Genomic DNA, 20,734 nt, shown 5'->3' with positions numbered 1-20,734 from the left:
TAAACGGCTTTAGTTCAGCATATTTCTAATGACATAGTGCAAGATGCCGTCATTCTGGTAGTAAGTCAGCTCGGTGGCGGTATCAATGCGACAGCGGCAAGGCACCGTTTCTTTGCTGCCGTCCGATCTCGTTAACGTCACCGGAATGGTCGCGCCAGGGCGCAGGTTTTGCAGATCCGCGATATCAATCACCTCTTCCCCGGTCAGTCCAAGCGTTTTACGCGTTACGCCCTGTGGAAACTCCAGCGGCAGGATCCCCATCCCAATCAGGTTTGAGCGGTGGATACGTTCGAACGACTCGGCGATCACCACGCGGATACCTAACAGCCGCGGACCTTTTGCCGCCCAGTCACGGCTCGATCCCGACCCATACTCTTTCCCGGCAATTACCGCCAGCGGCGTTTTTTCCTGCTGGTAGAGCATCGCAGCATCATAAATCGACATCGCTTCCGTACCCGGTAAATGCCGCGTCATGCCACCTTCGACGCCGGGCAGCATTTCGTTGCGAATACGAATATTGGCGAACGTACCGCGCATCATCACTTCATGGTTGCCGCGCCGTGATCCATAGGAGTTAAAATCCTTCCGCTCAACGCCGTGGTTTTGCAGATAGCGTCCGGCGGGACTGTCCGGCTTGATACTGCCGGCCGGGGAAATATGGTCGGTCGTCACCGAATCGCCCAGCATCGCCAGGATACGCGCGCCGTGGATATCTTTGACTGGCGCAGGCTGGGCCTGCATTTCATCAAAGAAAGGCGACAGGCGAATATAGGTTGAATCCGACTGCCAGCCGTAGGTATCGGACGATTCAACCTGAATCGATTTCCATTCTTCCGTGCCCTCAAACACTTCCGCATACTCTTTACGGAACATATCTGATGATACCAGTTCAACGGCGCGGGCAATTTCCTGCGCCGAAGGCCAGATATCCTTCAGGTATACCGGATCGCCTTTACGATCGTACCCCAGCGGGTCTGTCGCGAGGTTAATATTCATGTTTCCGGCCAGCGCATACGCGACCACCAGCGGCGGCGACGCCAGCCAGTTCGTTTTCACCAGCGGATGGATACGCCCTTCAAAATTTCGGTTACCGGAAAGCACGGCCCCTACCGTCAGATCGCCTTTTTTAATCGCGGTCTCAATAGGCTCCGGCAACGGACCGGAGTTCCCGATACAGGTCGTACAGCCATAACCGACCAGGTTAAAACCGAGCTCATCCAGATAAGGCGTAAGTTTGGCCTGCGCCAGATAGTCAGATACCACTTTTGACCCCGGCGCCAGAGAAGCCTTGACCCACGGTTGACGCTTCAACCCCAGCGTTACTGCCTTTTTCGCCAGTAATCCCGCCGCCATCAGCACGCTGGGGTTCGAGGTATTCGTACAGGAGGTGATGGCGGCAATGACGACAGCGCCATCCGGAAGCTGATATGGCTGTCCGTTCATCGTATAGTCAACCGGCTGGCGATCTCTTTGCGCGGTATTCAGCTCCAGCTCGGCGCTGGCGGCAAAGGCTTTCGGCACATCGCCTAACGCCACGCGATCCTGCGGGCGTTTCGGCCCGGCCAGGCTGGCCTCGACATCGCCCATATCCAGTTCCAGCGTACTGGTAAATACCGGTTCGTCACCGGGATTACGCCACATTCCCTGCGCCTTCGCGTAGGTTTCAACCAGCTCGACCAGATCGTCGCTACGTCCGCTTAATCGCATATATTCCAGGGTGATGGCGTCAATGGGGAAGAAACCACAGGTGGCGCCATATTCCGGCGACATATTAGCGATAGTCGCGCGATCCGCCAACGGCAGCGAATCCAGACCGTCACCATAAAATTCAACAAATTTACCCACGACGCCATGCTTACGCAGCATTTGCGTGACGGTGAGCACCAGGTCAGTGGCGGTGATCCCCTCCCGAAGCTTACCGGTTAACTTAAAGCCGACGACATCCGGGATAAGCATCGACACGGGCTGACCAAGCATCGCCGCTTCCGCTTCAATACCACCCACACCCCACCCCAATACGCCCAGACCATTAATCATGGTCGTATGGGAGTCAGTCCCCACCAGCGAGTCCGGGTAAGCAATCCACTCCCCGTCCTGTAATTCGCTCCAGACGGCTTTACCCAGGTATTCCAGGTTAACCTGATGGCAAATGCCGGTGCCGGGCGGCACCACGCTGAAACGGCTGAATGCCTGCTTTCCCCATTTCAGGAACATATAACGCTCATGGTTACGTTCCATTTCCAGCCGCACGTTTTCTTCAAACGCATCATCATCGCCGAAATGATCGACCGTCACAGAGTGGTCAATAACCAGATCAACCGGCGATAACGGGTTCACTTTCGACGTATCGCCGCCGAGGCGTTTAACGGCTTCACGCATCGCTGCCAGGTCGACAACGGCAGGCACGCCGGTAAAGTCCTGCATCAGGACACGGGCGGGCCGCCAGGCAATTTCACGATCGGCATGGGCATTTTTAAGCCAACCGGCCAGCGCCTGAATATCTTCATCAGTCACAGATTCGCCGTCCTGCCAGCGCAACAGGTTTTCCAGTAACACTTTAAGTGATTTGGGCAAACGGGCGATATCGCCCAGGGATTTGGCAGCCAGCGGCAGACTGTAGTAATGATACGTTTTATCTTTGGCCTGCAATGTATCCTTACTGGCTTCTCGTAGGGTTGACGACATAGCTCCTCCTTAAATGACAGGGTTGCGTTACCCTGATTCTCCACAGGGTTGTATTAAAGATAACACAAACAAAATGTAACGTTTTGATAACAACCCAAATTGCTAAAAGAGGAGAAACCTAACAGGCGAGAAGCGAAGATGAAAAAGCCCGATAAATAACGCATTATCGGGCTTTGACGAGATTAGACGGCAATCCAGATTAACTCGGCCCAGAACAGTAGCGATAATATAAACGCGCCAGTCCATGACCAATACTTTATATTTGACGTTAACATAGGCGACACCAACTGTGTTTAATCAATACTGAGAGGCGCTCAGCACACGGTTGCTGCGGTGTAATAAGACAGCGTTAATAAAACAGTAACGCCAATAAAAAGACGAATATTATTTTTGTGACACCTCGTCAGCAAAAGCATCAATAAATGCCCGCTGCTGCGGTGTGGGCGTCCAGTGTTGCGGAACAGACCGAAAAACGGTCGTATCCGGGGTGTTATCATCGTCACCAGATTGAATCGGGGGCGCGACCACGCGCTCGCGTTCCGACGTAATGCTCACTTAGCCCCACCAATGCCAGATAACAAGCGCTACCACTACCCAGAACAACGCAGAACCCACAAAAACCGCCAGCCATGCTTTACGTTTGAGCTCAGGGTCGCGGCGCGGTTCCTGGTTTTCAGAAGGCATTACTAACCTCATGCTATCGGTATCACTTATCATTTCAGCACCAAACAATCGGTACAATTAATCATCAGATGAGACAAATCCTAAATAAACTTTAGTCAAAAATCCAGTCAATTTACGAATCGTTGCCAGTGAATAAATCAATCTTTTGACTCAAGATAACTATTTGGAAAAAGAAACTGGCGGGACGGGTAATTCAACACTATTTTGCTGATCATTACCCGTAATACTTCGAGGGATATTGCAAAAGGCGGCTTTGTCTGCCATGCCACTACGACACAAACCGACGGTGATATTACTTTTCAGGCAGCTTTATATCCTGAAACATCGCTTCAATTTCTTCATTAGAACGCAACGCCACCGCCGTATCCACCACATCACGCGTCAGATGTGGCGCAAAACGCTGGATAAAATCATACATATAGCTGCGTAAAAAAGTACTACGGCGAAAACCAATTTTTGTGGTGCTGTGGCTAAAAATATCGTGCGCGTCAATCCGCACTAAATCAGGATCGGCAAGCGGATCGACCGCCATGCTGGCAATGACGCCAACGCCCAGTCCCAACCTGACATACGTTTTAATCACATCCGCATCGGTTGCAGTAAAGACGATCCGCGGCGTTAATCCTGCGCGATTAAAAGCGGTATCCAGTTCGGAACGCCCGGTAAAGCCGAAGGTATACGTCACCAGCGGATACTGCGCCAGCGCTTCGATCGTTACGGAAGACGTTGCCGCCAATGGATGATCCGGCGTCACCACTATCGAACGGTTCCAGTGATAGCATGGCAACATCACCAGATCGTCATATAAATGCAGCGCTTCCGTGGCAATCGCGAAATCGGCGTTCCCTTTCGATACCGCTTCCGCAATCTGCGTTGGCGACCCCTGGTGCATATGCAGCGAAACGCGCGGGTAACGCTCGATGAAGCCTTTAATCACGCCTGGCAATGCATAACGCGCCTGAGTATGGGTAGTGGCAATATAGAGCGAGCCTTTATCCGGCCAGGTGTGCTCGCCGGCGACCGACTTAATGGCATCGACTTTGGAAAGCACCTCACGCGCAATACGAATAATCTCCTGACCTGCGGGCGTCACCTGAGTCAGATGCTTACCACTGCGGGCGAAAATCTGGATGCCAAGCTCATCTTCCAGCATCCGAACCTGCTTGCTGATCCCCGGCTGGGAAGTATACAACCCCTCAGCGGTAGAGGAGACGTTAAGGTTATGATTAACCACTTCAACAATGTAACGAAGCTGCTGCAATTTCATAATACATCATCCAGATTAGCGCCATCAGGCCATCGTTTATCTGCAGACTTAATCGGGCTGCTAATACGATTTAATAATAAAAAAGGTGTTAACTATAACCACTATATCATTTATATCTGAACTGTATAGCCAGCGCGATAAAATAATAAGCCCGCTATACCCAAAATAATTCGAGTTGCTTAAAGGCGGCAAGGGAGTGAGTTCCCAGAAGCATAGATAACGATGTGACTGGGGTGAGCGACAAATCTGCCGGGAGCAGATTTGAACGTCGCGTGCGACGGCCCGTCAGGGCGAGCCCATGGATGGGCCGAGTAATCCGTAGCCAACACATAAGCCACTTTAAATATGAAGGGGATATAAAAAAGGGCCGCTTACGCGGCCCGCTTGACTATAGTGACGACAGGCAGGGGTTATTTCTTGCCTTCAACCCACTTGCCGTCGACGAAGAACGCTGACCATCCCGTCGCCTTCCCGTCTTTTTCCGCCGCAACGTACTGCTGTTTTGTTTTGCGGCTAAAGCGAACAACGGTTTTATTACCTTCCGGGTCCTGCTGCGGCGCATCCGCCAGATAACGCAGTTTTTCCGGCAGGCGATCGCGGAACCGGTACAGCTCCTCGACTAATGGCGCGCGAGTTTCGCGTGATTTCGGGAACGTATTGGCCGCCAGGAATATCCCTGCGGCGCCATCGCGCAGCACAAAGTACGCGTCCGATTTTTCACACGGCAGTTCCGGTAATGGAACAGGATCTTCCTTCGGCGGCGCAACTTCGCCGTTACGCAAGATCTTACGGGTATTTTTACATTCGTCGTTAGTACAGGCCATGTACTTACCAAAACGCCCCATTTTCAGGTGCATTTCGGAACCACATTTCTCACACTCAACGATCGGACCGTCATACCCTTTGATGCGAAACTCGCCTTCTTCAATCTCGTAGCCGTCACAGGTCGGGTTATTACCACACACATGCAATTTACGCTTCGGATCGATCAGATAGCTGTCCATCGCCGTACCGCACTTCTGACAGCGCCGCTTGGCGCGCAGGGCGTTGGTTTCGGCGTCGTCGCCTTCCAGCACGTTCAGAACTTCATTTTCCGGCACCAGGTTAATGGTCGTTTTACAACGCTCTTTCGGCGAAAGCGCATAACCTGAACAACCAAGGAAAACCCCCGTACTGGCAGTACGAATTCCCATTTTACGGCCACAGGTTGGACAGTCGATGCTGGTCAGCACCATCTGGTTAGGACGCATCCCCCCTTCTTCCGGATCTTTCTCGGCTTTATCGAGCTGCTGAGTAAAATCGCTGAAGAAGTTATCCAGTACCGCTTTCCACTCGGCCTGGTGATTCGCAACCTGATCCAGACTATCTTCCATCTGCGCGGTAAAATCGTAGTTCATCAATTCGCGGAAGTTTTCTTCCAGCCGGTCGGTGACGATTTCACCCATTTTTTCCGCATAGAAGCGACGGTTTTCAACGCGAACATAGCCGCGATCCTGAATGGTCGAGATAATCGACGCATAGGTAGACGGACGACCAATACCACGCTTCTCAAGTTCTTTAACCAGAGAAGCCTCGCTGAAACGGGCTGGCGGTTTAGTAAAGTGCTGAGCAGGCGTCAATTCAAGTAGCGTCAGCGCATCGCCCTTATTCACGGCAGGCAATGTGCGATCTTCATCGCCTTTACGCAGCGCCGGCATCACTTTTGTCCAGCCGTCAAAGCGCAAAATACGCCCACGCGCTTTCAGACGGAATTCGCCTGCGCCAACGGTAAGCGTAGTGGAGTCATATTGTGCTGGCGTCATCTGACAGGCGACAAACTGACGCCAAATTAGCTGATACAACTTCTGCGCGTCAGCCTCCATGTCTTTCAGAGACTCCGCCATGACAGCAACGTCGGAAGGACGGATCGCTTCGTGCGCTTCCTGAGAGTTTTCTTTGCTGGCGTACTGGTTCGGGTTATCCGGCAGGTATTTCTTGCCGAAATTATCGCCAATATAACCGCGCACCATGTTGACCGCATCCTGACTCAGGTTGGTGGAGTCGGTACGCATATAGGTGATGTAGCCCGCCTCATACAGACGCTGCGCCATCATCATGGTTTTCTTCACGCCAAAGCCCAGCCGGGTGCTGGCCGCCTGTTGTAGCGTGGAGGTGATAAACGGCGCGCCAGGTTTGCTGCTGGTCGGTTTGTCTTCACGCTCCAGTACGCTATAGCGCGCTTTTTCCAGCAAGCTGACGGCGGCAAGCGTCTGCTCGCGATTTACCGGCCGGAATGGCTTGTCGTTCTGATGCGTCACCTGTAGCGGTAGTGCCTCGCCAGACGGCGTCGTCGTATTAGCGTCAATTTCCCAGAACTCTTCCGGAACAAACGCTTTAATCTCGCGCTCGCGTTCAACGACCAGACGGACCGCGACAGACTGAACGCGACCTGCCGACAAACCACGGGCGATCTTTTTCCACAGCAGCGGCGAGACCATATAGCCTACCACGCGATCCATAAAGCGGCGCGCTTGCTGGGCGTTGACCCTGTTAATGTTCAGCTCGCCCGGCTGTTCAAACGCCTGGCGAATGGCATTTTTGGTTATTTCGTTAAAGACTACGCGACTGTAGCGCGCGTCATCGCCGCCGATCACTTCCCGCAGGTGCCATGCAATGGCTTCCCCTTCGCGGTCAAGGTCGGTTGCGAGATAGATGTGGTCGGCTTTTTCCGCCAACTGTTTCAGTTCAGAGACGACCTTCTCTTTACCGGGCAGCACTTCATAGTGCGCATCCCAGTTGTGCCACGGGTCAACCCCCATACGGTTGACGAGAGCGCCACGTTCATCCTTTTTGGGCTTTTTAGCCGTTTTGGTGGAGGTAGAGTCGGCGCTCTTTTTAGCTGCTGAGCCACTGGTCGGCAAATCACGGATATGACCCACGCTGGATTTCACCACGTAGTCATTACCCAGATACTTGTTGATCGTTTTGGCTTTTGCCGGGGACTCAACGATGACAAGAGCTTTACCCATATTCACCTTTACCTAAGTTGATTCTTCCAGGAATGCGTCGCACGTTGATTCACCTTCCACTGGCGACGAGACAACGATATATGGTCTCTGCGTCTGCGGATATCAACCCCTTGTACTGGCTTTGTGTACGAAATGTAACCCTCAGGTGACTGAGTTAACAGGCTTTTTTGCACACACGCGCTATAGCACGACGGAATTTTGGTCGAATGTCAAGCAATTCTGTTGCCAGATTGACGAAAGCGTCACACTGTACCTGATAAAATTCGATACGCAACTTTATTAGCATGCAAAAACAAATCTTGCCAGTGAACGCAACATGACAAATCCATCAATTTCCTGTGAGAATATTTGCCCATCAGAAGTGCTCAGCGTAGACTAATCTCCTTGTTTAAGGAGTAAAAAATGCATAAAGAGACGCAACCTATCGATCGCGAAACACTGTTGCTTGAAGCCAACAAAATTATTCGGGAACATGAAGACACGATGGCAGGTATTGTCGCCACCGGCGTAACGCAGAGAAATGGCGTGCTGGTTTTCAGCGGCGATTACTTTTTAGACGAGCAAGGGTTACCGACCCCTAAAAGCACCGCGGTGTTTAACATGTTTAAACACCTGGCGCATGTGCTGTCTGAGAAGTATCACCTGGTTGATTAATCCATGCCGGATGGCGCTGAATGCCATCCGGCAATAGCGGTTTACATCAACGGCTTTTGTCCACGCTGCCACCAGCGCAGCAGCAGCCGATCCGCGCTTTCCGCCGCGCTGCCGGTAACACGATCGATCAGTTTTTTACGCTGCATATAGCGCACATTCAGCACCTCGCGCCCTTCCATCAGGCCGAGGATAACCTCATCGCTGGTGTTAATCTCATCAACCAGTCCCTTCTCCAGCGCCTGCTGACCGTACCAGTGTTCGCCTGTGGCGACCTGTTCAATGTCCAGAGCCGGACGCATCCGCTGCACAAACTCTTTGAACAGATGGTGCGTTTCGTTGAGATCTTCACGAAACTTCTGCCGCCCTTCTTCCGTATTCTCGCCTAACAAAGTCAGGGTACGTTTGTACTGCCCTGCGGTATGCAGTTCAATATCAATGTCTTTACTTTTGAGAAAGCGGTTAAAGTTCGGGATTTGCGCGACAACACCAATTGACCCCACAATAGCAAACGGCGCCGCGATAATTTTTTCCGCCACGCAGGCCATCATATAGCCTCCGCTTGCCGCGACTTTATCCACCGTCACGGTCAGCGGAATATTTTTATCGCGCAGGCGCTGCAATTGCGATGCCGCCAGGCCATAGCCGTGCACAACGCCACCGGGGCTTTCCAGACGCACAACCGCCCGATCGCCGGGTTTCGCCACTGCCAGCACCGCCGTGACCTCTTCGCGTAACGCATTAACTTCGTGAGCGTCCATACTGCCTTTGAAATCTATCACCCATACGCGCGGTTTGTCCGATGTCGCAATGTCCCCCAGCTTCGCTTTCGCTTTGGCGGCTTTCGCCTCCTGCTTATGCTTTTTTTTCTGCGCTTTATGCCACAGTTTTTGCTGATGGCCATCCATCAACGCCGCAGCAAGGTCATCCTTCATCTCCTGATACTGCTCACTCAAATTGGTCACGCGCAGCTCGCCGCGCTGACGTTTGCGTTGCGTAGCATTCACGATCAGCAGCACAATGACGGCAATGGCCACCACAACGGTGACGATTTTTGCCAAAAATAAGCCATATTCAGACAACAATTCCACGACTCCCACCTTGATTAAATAACGCGACTTGCGCTCAGTGTACAACAGGCATCGAAGTCAGTCTCTCTTCATCCGTATGCCTGTTGAGGAAGAAAAAGTATGACAAGACGTTCATTTTACGGCGTTATCGCCCCTGTCTGATTGAAAAAAAAGGCGCTTTCAGGCATAAACCCGAAAAGTTAACGCGAAGATAAGACAACCTGGCAGGACGGTGCACCACACCGTTGAGGAGTAGCCATGCATTACCAACCGAAACAAGATCTATTGCAAAACCGCATTATTCTGGTCACTGGCGCCAGCGATGGCATTGGGCGGGAAGCCGCGCTCACGTATGCGCGTTACGGCGCAACGGTGATTCTGCTGGGACGCAACGAAGAGAAACTGCGTCGGGTCGCGCAGCACATTGCTGACGAGCAACATGTTCAACCACAGTGGTTTACGCTCGATCTGCTGACCTGCACCGCTGAAGAGTGCCGGCAAGTGGCCGACCGCATCGCCGCGCACTATCCCCGCCTGGATGGCGTCCTGCACAATGCCGGGTTACTGGGGGAAATCGGCCCAATGAGCGAACAAGATCCGCAGATCTGGCAGGATGTCATGCAGGTAAACGTTAACGCCACCTTTATGCTCACCCAGGCGCTGTTACCGTTATTATTGAAGTCCGATGCCGGCTCGCTGGTCTTTACGTCATCAAGCGTTGGCCGTCAGGGACGCGCCAACTGGGGCGCCTATGCCACCTCGAAGTTTGCTACTGAAGGAATGATGCAGGTGCTGGCGGACGAATACCAGAACCGTTCTCTGCGTGTTAACTGCATTAACCCGGGCGGCACGCGCACCAGTATGCGCGCCAGCGCCTTTCCGACGGAAGATCCACAGAAATTAAAAACGCCTGCCGATATTATGCCGCTTTACCTGTGGCTTATGGGCGACGACAGTCGCCGTAAAACCGGTATGACCTTTGACGCCCAACCGGGCCGTAAACCAGGAATCGCCCAATGAGTGATGAACGTTATCAGCAGCGCCAGCAGAAGGTAAAAGATCGGGTTGACGCCCGTGTCGCCCAGGCACAGGAAGAGCGCGGTATTATTATCGTGTTTACTGGCAATGGTAAGGGCAAAACCACGGCGGCTTTCGGAACTGCCGCCCGCGCCGTAGGACACGGTAAAAACGTAGGCGTGGTGCAATTTATTAAGGGCACCTGGCCCAACGGCGAGCGTAATCTGCTGGAACCGCATGGCGTCGAATTTCAGGTGATGGCAACGGGATTTACCTGGGAGACGCAAAATCGCGAGGCAGACACCGCAGCATGTATGGCCGTTTGGCAGCATGGGAAACGGATGCTGGCCGATCCGCTGCTTGATATGGTAGTACTGGATGAGCTGACCTATATGGTGGCGTATGACTATTTACCGCTGGAAGAGGTCATAAGCGCGCTAAACGCGCGCCCTGGTCACCAGACGGTGATTATTACAGGTCGCGGCTGTCACCGGGATATTCTTGATCTTGCGGATACCGTCAGCGAACTGCGTCCGGTTAAACATGCTTTTGACGCGGGCGTAAAAGCCCAGATGGGAATTGATTATTAACCGTAGGCCGGATTAAGGCGTTTGCGCCGCCATCCGGCACAAACCCTCTTGTCTGATGATCCTCGGCCTATAGACCGCGGTAGAGATTACCCGTTGTTATTACGCCCACCGGAGCGGCGTCCGCCAGCTATCTGGCTGTGGCGTTTTACCGCCCGACGGATCTGGTTCGCTTTCATACGACGACGGTCTTTTTCGACGGCAACCTTCGACGAGGTTTCCGGCGGGAGCTCTACCAGACCACGCAGATAGTTCGTTTGCGCGAGGTCGAGCTCAGTCCAGCCGCCGCGCGGCAGGCCTTTCGGCAGCGGGATATCGCCGTAACGAACGCGGATCAGACGGCTGACCTGAACGCCTACCGCTTCCCACAGTCGGCGAACTTCGCGGTTGCGCCCTTCCGTCAGCGTCACGTTATACCACTGGTTAATGCCTTCGCCGCCGCTGAATTTAATGGTCTTAAATGCCGCCGGGCCATCTTCCAACTGTACGCCACGGCTTAAATCACGCAGTTTCGATTCATCCACCTGACCGAACACGCGCACGGCATATTCACGTTCAACTTCGCGACTAGGATGCATCAGGCGGTTCGCCAGTTCACCGTCGGTGGTAAACAACAATAGCCCGCAGGTGTTGACATCCAGACGTCCTACCGCAATCCACCGCGCGCCGCGCAGTTTCGGTAAGCGATCAAAAACGGTTGGCCGCCCTTCAGGGTCATTGCGGGTACACAGTTCACCTTCTGGTTTGTAATAGGCCAGAACGCGGCAAATTTGTTCCGCCGACTCTTTCACCGAAATCAGGTGACCGTCGATACGGATTTTCAAACCGGGAGTGACTTCAACACGATCGCCAAGCGTGGCGATTTTACCGTCAACGCTGACACGTCCCGCTTCAATAATGGATTCGATTTCACGGCGAGAGCCGTGGCCAGCGCGCGCCAGCACTTTTTGTAACTTTTCGCTCATAGAGCTTCCTTCAGGTGTCGCCTTCACAGGCGTCGAACAGGAGAATGAACGGCGCGTTGCCGCGCCATTTTAAGGCCGCGTAGTATACAGGCTTACGCCCTTATAAGAAAGGTGTAACGTCGCCGACGCCTTCGCGCAGCACCACCGGGGAGTCATTGGTCAAATCGATTACCGTGGTAGGCTGTTGACCGAGGTAACCACCGTGGATGATCAGATCCACCTGCTTCTCCAGCCGATCTTTAATCTCCTCCGGGTCCGACTCGGTAAAATCGCTGCCAGGCAGCATCAACGACGTCGAGAGCATCGGTTCGCCCAGCGTATCCAATAACGCCAACGCAATCGGGTTTGACGGTACGCGCAGGCCGATAGTTTTACGCTTTTCCTGCAACAGACGGCGCGGCACCTCTTTTGTCCCCTTCAGGATAAAGGTGTAATTACCCGGCGTATTGTTTTTCATCAGACGAAATGCCACGTTGTCGACGTAGGAGTAGGTCGACAACTCGGACAAATCGCGGCACATCAGCGTGAAGTTGTGGCCGTCCGGCAGATGACGGATGCGGCAAATGCGCTCCATTGCGCCTTTGTCTTCAATTTTACAACCAAGGGCATAGCCGGAATCGGTTGGATAAACAATAACACCGCCTTTACGCACAATGTCGACGGCCTGATTAATCAGCCGTTGCTGTGGGTTATCCGGATGGATATAAAAAAACTGGCTCATACTTCCCTCACTGTGATATTTGCGGCTGTTCCCATGTCTGCCATACGCCTTCAACGCCAGCGGGCAGCCAGAGTTTACGCCCCAACTCAATCCACGGGCAGGGCTGATGGAAATCAGATCCAAGCGATGCCCATAAATGATGCTGACGCGCAAGCGTCGCCAGTTGGGTGCGTTCATTGGGCGATTGTTGGCACTGCGCCACTTCCATCGCGTCGCCGTGATGGTCGGCAAAATGCGCCACTAATCTTTTCAGCCACTTAGCGCTAAGGTCGTAGCGTCCCGGATGGGCCAACACCGCCTTACCGCCAGAATGATGAATGACATCAATAGCTTGTTCTATTGTACACCACTGCGGCGGAACGTAACCGGTTTTCCCACGCGCGAGATATTTTTTAAAAACATCCGCCATGGTCGCGGCTTTGCCGCACTCCACCAGAAAGCGGGCGAAGTGGCCGCGCGTCACCGCGCCGCCATTGGCCAGTCTCAATGCCCCTTCCCACGCGCCGGGAATATGGGCTTTTTCCAGACGCTCCGCAATGAGCCGACCGCGTGCCTGACGCCGCTCTGTCTGCTGCGCCAGAAAATCGCGCATTGCCGGATGCGCAATATCAATATTCAGACCCACAATGTGAATCTCATGATTCTCCCAGACCGTTGAAATCTCCACGCCGGGAATAAGATTCAGGGCCAGTCCGGAACGTGAAATTTCTTCTCTTGCCGCAGGAATCGCGGCTGTGGTGTCATGATCGGTAATCGCCAGCGTGCCGACTCGCATCTCTACCGCACGGTGTACTAATGTTTCTGGCGTCAACAGTCCATCGGACGCCGTGGTATGACTGTGCAGATCGTAAATCACTGCGTAATTCGTGTCGCTCAAGGCGGCTCCCATAGAGATAAAGTTATGTCATGTACATCATAACGGTTCCGGCAAATATACTGAAATAGGTGTTGACATTATTCCATCGAACTAGTTAACTAGTACGAAAGTTCACATGAAGAGGGTATCTAAAATGGCAGCGACATTTGCATTACACGGTTGGTGGCGCACTTCCTGATAGCGGGCGGTGTATGAACAGCTGTAATCAGCCAAACGATACCCGGCCCGCCTGTTAAGCGGGCTTTTTTTTGAACAAAATAATGAGAATAACCATGCAAACACCAAAACCCACGCTCGAACTGTTGACCTGCGATGCCGCCTATCGGGAAAACCCAACGGCGCTTTTTCACCAGGTCTGCGGCGATCGCCCGGCAACGCTGCTGCTGGAATCCGCGGATATCGACAGTAAAGATGATTTAAAAAGCCTGCTGCTGGTAGATAGCGCGCTGCGCATTACCGCTTTAGGTGACACTGTCACCATTCAGGCGTTATCTGATAATGGCGCCTCGTTATTGCCGCTACTGGATACCGCCCTGCCCGCTGGCGTGGAGAACGATGTCCTGCCTGCCGGTCGCGTTCTACGCTTCCCGCCCGTCAGCCCATTATTAGATGAAGACGCCCGTTTATGCTCTCTGTCGGTATTTGATGCGTTCCGTCTGTTACAGGGAGTGGTGAACATACCGACGCAAGAGCGGGAGGCTATGTTTTTCGGCGGTCTGTTTGCCTACGACCTGGTCGCTGGCTTTGAAGCGCTGCCACACCTTGAGGCTGGCAATAACTGCCCGGACTACTGCTTTTATTTAGCGGAAACGCTGATGGTTATAGATCATCAGAAAAAAAGCACCCGTATTCAGGCCAGTCTGTTCACCGCCAGCGACCGGGAAAAACAGCGCCTCAACGCCCGCCTGGCGTACCTTAGCCAACAGTTAACCCAGCCTGCGCCGCCGTTGCCGGTGACGCCGGTGCCGGACATGCGCTGTGAATGCAATCAGAGCGATGACGCGTTCGGCGCGGTGGTACGCCAGTTGCAAAAAGCCATCCGCGCGGGCGAGATATTTCAGGTGGTGCCGTCGCGCCGCTTTTCACTGCCCTGCCCGTCGCCGTTGGCTGCCTACTACGTGCTGAAAAAGAGCAACCCCAGCCCGTATATGTTCTTTATGCAGGATAATGATTTCACGCTTTTCGGCGCGTCGCCGGAAAGCTCGCTGAAATATGACGCAGCCAGCCGTCAGATTGAGATTTATCCCATCGCGGGTACCCGTCCACGCGGTCGCCGCGCCGATGGTACGCTGGACAGAGATCTCGACAGCCGTATTGAGCTGGACATGCGTACCGACCATAAAGAGCTTTCCGAACATCTGATGCTGGTCGATCTGGCGCGCAATGACCTGGCGCGCATCTGTACGCCGGGCAGTCGCTACGTTGCCGATCTGACAAAAGTTGACCGCTATTCATACGTGATGCATCTGGTTTCCCGGGTGGTGGGCGAACTGCGTCACGATCTCGACGCGCTGCACGCCTATCGCGCCTGCATGAACATGGGCACCCTGAGCGGCGCGCCGAAAGTACGCGCCATGCAGTTGATTGCCGATGCGGAAGGACAGCGCCGCGGCAGCTATGGCGGCGCGGTCGGTTACTTCACCGCCCACGGCGATCTGGACACCTGTATTGTTATCCGCTCCGCGCTGGTGGAGAACGGTATCGCCACCGTACAGGCGGGCGCCGGAATTGTGCTGGACTCTGTTCCGCAGTCTGAAGCCGATGAAACCCGTAATAAAGCGCGCGCCGTATTGCGTGCTATCGCCACCGCGCATCATGCACAGGAGACCTTCTGATGGCTGATATTCTGCTGCTCGATAACATCGACTCGTTTACCTGGAACCTGGCAGATCAGCTACGGACCAACGGTCATAACGTGGTGATTTACCGTAACCATATTCCGGCGCAGACGCTTATCGATCGCCTGGCGACAATGAAAAATCCGGTGCTAATGCTCTCCCCCGGTCCGGGCGTTCCCAGCGAGGCAGGCTGTATGCCGGAGCTGCTGACCCGACTACGCGGCAAGTTACCGATCATCGGCATTTGTCTGGGGCATCAGGCGATTGTCGAAGCTTACGGCGGTTATGTCGGTCAGGCGGGAGAAATCCTGCATGGCAAAGCCTCCAGCATTGAGCATGACGGTCAGGCGATGTTCGCCGGGCTGGCGAATCCGCTACCGGTCGCGCGTTATCATTCGCTGGTCGGCAGTAATGTTCCTGCCGGGCTGACCATTAACGCCCATTTCAACGGCATGGTGATGGCGGTACGTCATGATGCGGATCGCGTTTGCGGTTTTCAATTTCATCCTGAGTCCATCCTGACGACACAGGGCGCGCGTCTACTGGAGCAAACATTAGCCTGGGCGCAGCAAAAGCTGGAACCGACCAACACCCTACAGCCGATTCTGGAGAAACTCTATCAGGCGCAAACACTGACGCAACAAGAGAGCCATCAGTTGTTTTCGGCGGTCGTCCGCGGCGAACTTAAGCCTGAACAGCTCGCCGCCGCGCTGGTGAGCATGAAAATTCGCGGCGAGCATCCCAATGAAATTGCCGGCGCCGCCACTGCGTTACTGGAAAATGCCGCCCCGTTCCCGCGCCCGGAGTATCTGTTTGCGGATATCGTTGGTACCGGCGGCGATGGCAGTAACAGTATCAATATCTCTACCGCCAGCGCCTTTGTCGCGGCGGCCTGTGGACTGAAAGTGGCGAAACACGGCAACCGTAGCGTGTCCAGCAAATCGGGGTCATCCGATCTGCTGGCGGCGTTCGGTATTAATCTGGATATGAACGCCGATAAATCACGTCAGGCGTTAGATGAACTGGGCGTCTGTTTCCTGTTTGCGCCGAAATATCACACCGGATTCCGTCACGCGATGCCGGTTCGCCAACAGTTAAAAACGCGAACCCTGTTCAACGTACTCGGCCCGCTGATCAACCCGGCGCATCCGCCGCTGGCGTTGATTGGCGTCTATAGCCCGGAACTGGTGCTGCCGATTGCGGAAACCTTACGGGTACTGGGCTATCAGCGCGCGGCGGTGGTACATAGCGGCGGCATGGATGAGGTTTCGCTCCATGCGCCGACGATTGTCGCGGAGCTGCATGATGGCGAAATTAAAAGCTATCAACTTACGGCGGAGGATTTTGGCCTGACGCCTTACCATCAGGATCAGTTGGCTGGCGGCACGCCGGAAGAAAACCGTGACATTCTGACGCGGTTATTACAAGGTAAAGGCGATGCCGCGCATGAGGCCGCCGTCGCCGCCAACGTGGCGATGCTGATGCGTCTGCATGGTCAGGAAGATCTCAAGGCCAACGCGCAAACCGTGCTTGATGTTCTGCGCAACGGCACCGCATATGACAGAGTCACCGCACTGGCGGCAAGAGGGTAAATAATGCAAACCGTTTTAGCGAAAATCGTCGCAGACAAGGCGATTTGGGTAGAAGCCCGCAAACAGCAACAGCCGCTGGCCAGTTTTCAAAATGAGATCCAGCCAAGTACACGCCATTTTTATGATGCGCTCCAGGGCGCGCGTACCGCCTTTATTCTGGAGTGTAAGAAAGCATCGCCATCAAAAGGCGTGATTCGCGACGATTTCGATCCGGCGCGTATTGCCAGTATTTATCAACATTACGCCTCGGCGATCTCGGTGCTCACCGACGAAAAATATTTTCAGGGGAGCTTCGATTTTCTGCCGGTCGTTAGCCAAAGCGCGCCGCAGCCGATTCTGTGTAAGGATTTTATTATCGATCCCTATCAGATCTACCTTGCCCGTTACTATCAGGCCGATGCCTGTTTACTGATGCTCTCGGTTCTGGATGACGAACAGTATCGCCAACTCTCCGCCGTCGCGCACAGTCTGAAAATGGGCGTGCTCACGGAGGTCAGTAATGACGAAGAACGGGAGCGCGCGATAGCGTTAGGCGCAAAAGTGGTAGGTATCAACAATCGCGATCTGCGCGATCTGTCGATTGATTTGAATCGCACCCGCCAGCTGGCGCCAAAACTGGGCCACGGCGTGACTGTCATCAGCGAGTCCGGGATTAACACCTATGGTCAGGTACGCGAACTGAGCCACTTCGCCAACGGTTTTTTAATTGGCTCCGCGTTAATGGCGCATGACGATCTTAACGCCGCCGTCCGTCGCGTGCTGCTTGGCGAAAATAAAGTCTGCGGCCTGACCCGCGCCCAGGACGCTAAAGCGGCCTGTGACGCTGGCGCAATATATGGCGGGTTGATTTTTGTGCCCTCATCTCCGCGCGCGGTTAGCGTTGAGCAGGCGCGAGAAGTGATAAGCGGCGCGCCATTGCAGTATGTCGGCGTTTTCAAGAACGCTGATATCGCCGATGTTTGCCAGAAAGCCGCCGTCCTGTCGCTTTCTGCCGTACAGCTACATGGCAGCGAAGACCAGGCGTATGTCAACGCGCTGCGCGAGGCGTTGCCGAAACAGGTGCAAATCTGGAAGGCGCTGAGCGTTAGCGATGCCCTTCCCGCACGCGATTATCACCATGTCGATAAATACATTTTCGACAATGGGCAAGGCGGCAGCGGGCAGCGCTTCGACTGGTCACTGCTACAGGGGCAACCGCTGGATAATGTGTTACTGGCGGGCGGGCTGGCGGCCGATAACTGCGTCCAGGCGGCGCAAGTCGGCTGTGCCGGTCTCGATTTTAATTCAGGTGTGGAGTCACAGCCGGGCATCAAAGATGCTCGTCTTCTGGCCTCAGTTTTTCAGACACTGCGCGCATATTAAGGAAAAAACATGACAACACTTCTCAACCCCTACTTTGGTGAATTCGGCGGCATGTATGTGCCGCAGATCCTGATGCCTGCGCTGAACCAGCTTGAAGAGGCCTTCGTCAGCGCGCAAAAAGATCCTGAATTTCAGGCGCAATTCGCCGATCTGCTAAAAAACTACGCGGGACGCCCCACCGCGCTGACGAAATGCCAGAACATTACCGCCGGTACGCGTACCACGTTGTATTTAAAGCGCGAAGATTTACTGCACGGCGGCGCGCACAAAACCAATCAGGTACTGGGTCAGGCGCTGCTGGCCAAACGGATGGGTAAAAGCGAGATTATCGCTGAAACCGGCGCCGGTCAGCACGGCGTCGCCTCTGCGCTCGCCAGCGCCCTGCTGGGTCTGAAATGCCGTATCTATATGGGCGCCAAAGACGTTGAGCGCCAGTCGCCGAACGTCTTCCGTATGCGTCTGATGGGCGCTGAGGTCATCCCGGTTCATAGCGGCTCCGCTACGCTAAAAGATGCCTGTAACGAGGCGCTGCGCGACTGGTCCGGTAGTTACGAAACCGCGCACTATATGCTCGGCACGGCGGCAGGACCGCATCCCTATCCCACCATCGTTCGCGAGTTCCAGCGCATGATTGGCGAAGAGACGAAAGCGCAAATCCTCGACAAAGAGGGCCGTCTGCCAGATGCCGTTATCGCTTGCGTCGGTGGCGGCTCAAACGCTATCGGGATGTTTGCCGATTTTATTAATGATACCAGCGTCGGGCTAATAGGCGTTGAACCTGGTGGTCATGGTATTGAAACCGGCGAGCATGGCGCGCCGCTTAAACATGGTCGCGTTGGCATCTATTTCGGGATGAAAGCGCCGATGATGCAAACAGCAGACGGGCAAATTGAAGAGTCCTATTCCATTTCCGCCGGGCTCGATTTCCCGTCCGTTGGGCCGCAACATGCGTACCTGAACAGCATCGGACGCGCGGATTATGTCTCCATTACCGATGATGAGGCGCTGGAAGCCTTCAAAACGTTGTGCCGCCATGAGGGAATTATCCCGGCGCTGGAGTCCTCCCACGCGTTGGCGCACGCTCTGAAAATGATGCGCGAGCAGCCGGAAAAAGAGCAACTGCTGGTGGTCAATCTCTCTGGCCGCGGAGATAAAGACATCTTTACCGTACACGATATCCTGAAAGCGCGAGGGGAAATCTGATGGAACGCTACGAAAATTTATTTGCCCAACTCAACGATCGCCGGGAAGGCGCTTTTGTCCCCTTCGTGACCCTGGGCGACCCTGGCATTGAACAGTCACTGAAAATTATTGACACACTGATTGACGCTGGCGCCGACGCTCTGGAACTGGGGGTTCCCTTCTCCGATCCGCTGGCCGATGGCCCTACCATCCAGAATGCGAACTTACGCGCCTTCGCCGCTGGCGTCACGCCGGCTCAGTGTTTTGAAATGCTGGCGCTGATTCGTGAAAAACACCCGACCATTCCGATTGGCCTGCTAATGTACGCGAATCTGGTGTTCAATAACGGCATAGATGCGTTCTATGCCCGTTGTGAACAGGTTGGCGTAGATTCCGTGCTGGTCGCAGATGTCCCGGTTGAAGAATCGGCCCCCTTCCGCCAGGCAGCGTTACGGCATAATATCGCGCCGATCTTCATCTGCCCGCCAAATGCGGATGACGATCTTCTGCGCCAGGTCGCATCTTACGGCCGCGGTTACACCTACCTGCTTTCGCGTTCGGGTGTCACCGGCGCGGAAAACCGTGGCGCATTGCCGTTGCATCATCTCATTGAGAAGCTTAAAGAGTACCATGCCGCGCCTGCGTTACAGGGCTTCGGTATCTCCTCGCCGGAACAGGTGTCTGCGGCCGTGCGTGCCGGGGCGGCTGGCGCTATCTCCGGCTCAGCCATTGTCAAGATTATCGAGAAAAACCTCGCGTCTCCCAAACAGATGTTGGCGGAGCTCAGGTCCTTTGTCTCAGCCATGAAAGCCGCCAGCCGCGCATAACGGGTTAAGCCGTCAGCATAACGCTGGCGGCTTAATGAGTGGCTGGCGCCGAACCAGAATCACGATTCAGACGTACATCATCAATCTTTTTGGTGTTATTCCCCGTCCAGCTTTCAAAAAGTCTGAAGTCAATTTTTGCTAAGAAAACTCCTAATCACGCCGAAAAATTTAGCGTTTTCACGTCAATTTCCCCCGCCTTTATGTAAAGAAATGTCAACAAACAATGCATTAACGTTTCCAGGGCCGCAGATAGTGACGATTGTTATTAATAACAATGCAAAGCATTTCCTGTTAAATCGCTTATTCTAAAAGAAAATATAGAATATATTATCTCTAAACCATTTTTTGTGCGTTATTTACGCGGTAAATCACAACTATTTCCGTCAATTTGACTAATCGGT

At 54.0% G+C, this 20,734-nt stretch carries 19 protein-coding genes and 1 other annotated feature; of the genes, 9 read left to right on the top strand and 10 right to left on the bottom strand.

The window, feature by feature from the left end; translation table 11 throughout:
* Positions 1-9: 9 nt before the first annotated feature.
* From acnA to topA, 6 genes are all read right to left on the bottom strand, one after another.
* The gene (acnA, locus tag QEN31_RS10975; protein WP_000099475.1) at positions 10-2,685 is read right to left on the bottom strand and encodes an aconitate hydratase AcnA; all 2,676 of its coding nucleotides are present in this window, start codon (positions 2,683-2,685) and stop codon (positions 10-12) included.
* Between the two features lie 182 nt (positions 2,686-2,867).
* Positions 2,868-2,960 carry a small membrane protein YmiC gene (gene ymiC / locus QEN31_RS10970; protein ID WP_223148964.1) on the bottom strand — a complete coding sequence of 31 codons (93 nt, stop codon included), beginning with the start codon at positions 2,958-2,960 and terminating at the stop codon, positions 2,868-2,870.
* 109 nt (positions 2,961-3,069) lie between these two features.
* The gene (locus QEN31_RS10965; RefSeq protein WP_000029029.1) at positions 3,070-3,240 is read right to left on the bottom strand and encodes a hypothetical protein; all 171 of its coding nucleotides are present in this window, start codon (positions 3,238-3,240) and stop codon (positions 3,070-3,072) included.
* Positions 3,241-3,381 carry a YmiA family putative membrane protein gene (locus QEN31_RS10960; RefSeq protein WP_213083417.1) on the bottom strand — a complete coding sequence of 47 codons (141 nt, stop codon included), beginning with the start codon at positions 3,379-3,381 and terminating at the stop codon, positions 3,241-3,243. It lies immediately after the preceding gene.
* Between the two features lie 280 nt (positions 3,382-3,661).
* Positions 3,662-4,636 (bottom strand): HTH-type transcriptional regulator CysB, encoded by a 975-nt coding sequence (gene cysB / locus QEN31_RS10955; RefSeq protein WP_000776233.1) that lies wholly within the window; start codon positions 4,634-4,636, stop codon positions 3,662-3,664.
* Positions 4,637-5,046: 410 nt separating this feature from the next.
* Entirely contained in the window at positions 5,047-7,644 is a 2,598-nt protein-coding gene (topA, locus tag QEN31_RS10950; RefSeq protein ID WP_000513593.1) for a type I DNA topoisomerase, read from the bottom strand.
* 402 nt (positions 7,645-8,046) lie between these two features.
* On the opposite strand from topA, the gene QEN31_RS10945 reads away from it, so the two are divergent.
* Positions 8,047-8,298, top strand: coding sequence for a YciN family protein (locus tag QEN31_RS10945; RefSeq protein WP_000548616.1), 252 nt, complete (start codon positions 8,047-8,049; stop codon positions 8,296-8,298).
* A gap of 41 nt (positions 8,299-8,339) precedes the next feature.
* Here QEN31_RS10945 and sohB read toward each other — a convergent pair whose 3' ends face one another.
* Complete coding sequence (gene sohB, locus QEN31_RS10940; protein ID WP_000422082.1) at positions 8,340-9,386, bottom strand: protease SohB; 1,047 nt, start codon at positions 9,384-9,386, stop codon at positions 8,340-8,342.
* 237 nt (positions 9,387-9,623) lie between these two features.
* On the opposite strand from sohB, the gene QEN31_RS10935 reads away from it, so the two are divergent.
* Positions 9,624-10,385 carry a YciK family oxidoreductase gene (locus QEN31_RS10935; RefSeq protein WP_000559310.1) on the top strand — a complete coding sequence of 254 codons (762 nt, stop codon included), beginning with the start codon at positions 9,624-9,626 and terminating at the stop codon, positions 10,383-10,385.
* Complete coding sequence (cobO, locus tag QEN31_RS10930) at positions 10,382-10,972, top strand: cob(I)yrinic acid a,c-diamide adenosyltransferase (RefSeq protein ID WP_001278856.1); 591 nt, start codon at positions 10,382-10,384, stop codon at positions 10,970-10,972. The genes QEN31_RS10935 and cobO overlap by 4 nt, the downstream gene beginning before the upstream one ends.
* An 86-nt stretch (positions 10,973-11,058) precedes the next feature.
* Here cobO and rluB read toward each other — a convergent pair whose 3' ends face one another.
* The 3 genes from rluB to rnm all read right to left on the bottom strand — a co-directional run bounded on the left by rluB (position 11,059) and on the right by rnm (position 13,544).
* Positions 11,059-11,934: a 23S rRNA pseudouridine(2605) synthase RluB gene (rluB, locus tag QEN31_RS10925; protein ID WP_001291233.1), complete on the bottom strand. Its 876-nt coding sequence runs from the start codon at positions 11,932-11,934 to the stop codon at positions 11,059-11,061.
* A gap of 100 nt (positions 11,935-12,034) precedes the next feature.
* A complete protein-coding gene (locus QEN31_RS10920; RefSeq protein ID WP_000077250.1) occupies positions 12,035-12,655 on the bottom strand; it encodes an L-threonylcarbamoyladenylate synthase in 621 nt (206 codons plus the stop codon).
* A 7-nt stretch (positions 12,656-12,662) separates the two neighbouring features.
* Entirely contained in the window at positions 12,663-13,544 is an 882-nt protein-coding gene (gene rnm / locus QEN31_RS10915; protein WP_000500442.1) for an RNase RNM, read from the bottom strand.
* A gap of 121 nt (positions 13,545-13,665) precedes the next feature.
* On the opposite strand from rnm, the gene trpL reads away from it, so the two are divergent.
* The 6 genes from trpL to trpA all read left to right on the top strand — a co-directional run bounded on the left by trpL (position 13,666) and on the right by trpA (position 20,333).
* A complete protein-coding gene (gene trpL / locus QEN31_RS10910) occupies positions 13,666-13,710 on the top strand; it encodes a trp operon leader peptide (RefSeq protein WP_010989026.1) in 45 nt (14 codons plus the stop codon).
* Positions 13,687-13,782: a sequence feature (Trp leader region), on the top strand. Its footprint overlaps the gene before it by 24 nt.
* A 22-nt stretch (positions 13,783-13,804) precedes the next feature.
* Positions 13,805-15,367, top strand: coding sequence for an anthranilate synthase component 1 (locus tag QEN31_RS10905; RefSeq protein ID WP_001194371.1), 1,563 nt, complete (start codon positions 13,805-13,807; stop codon positions 15,365-15,367).
* The gene (trpD, locus tag QEN31_RS10900) at positions 15,367-16,962 is read left to right on the top strand and encodes a bifunctional anthranilate synthase glutamate amidotransferase component TrpG/anthranilate phosphoribosyltransferase TrpD (protein WP_000763492.1); all 1,596 of its coding nucleotides are present in this window, start codon (positions 15,367-15,369) and stop codon (positions 16,960-16,962) included. Before QEN31_RS10905 ends, trpD begins: the two co-directional genes overlap by 1 nt.
* A gap of 3 nt (positions 16,963-16,965) precedes the next feature.
* Positions 16,966-18,324 (top strand): bifunctional indole-3-glycerol-phosphate synthase TrpC/phosphoribosylanthranilate isomerase TrpF, encoded by a 1,359-nt coding sequence (gene trpCF / locus QEN31_RS10895; protein WP_001195296.1) that lies wholly within the window; start codon positions 16,966-16,968, stop codon positions 18,322-18,324.
* 9 nt (positions 18,325-18,333) lie between these two features.
* Positions 18,334-19,527 (top strand): tryptophan synthase subunit beta, encoded by a 1,194-nt coding sequence (trpB, locus tag QEN31_RS10890; protein ID WP_000209485.1) that lies wholly within the window; start codon positions 18,334-18,336, stop codon positions 19,525-19,527.
* Positions 19,527-20,333: a tryptophan synthase subunit alpha gene (trpA, locus tag QEN31_RS10885; RefSeq protein WP_000443030.1), complete on the top strand. Its 807-nt coding sequence runs from the start codon at positions 19,527-19,529 to the stop codon at positions 20,331-20,333. The genes trpB and trpA overlap by 1 nt, the downstream gene beginning before the upstream one ends.
* Positions 20,334-20,734: the final 401 nt, after the last annotated feature.

The organism is Salmonella sp. SA15303 (assembly GCF_029962125.1).
Classification (GTDB): Bacteria; Pseudomonadota; Gammaproteobacteria; order Enterobacterales; family Enterobacteriaceae; genus Salmonella; species Salmonella enterica.
The sequence above is the reverse complement of the archived record's forward strand: the minus strand, read 5'-3'. Positions and strand labels throughout refer to the sequence as shown.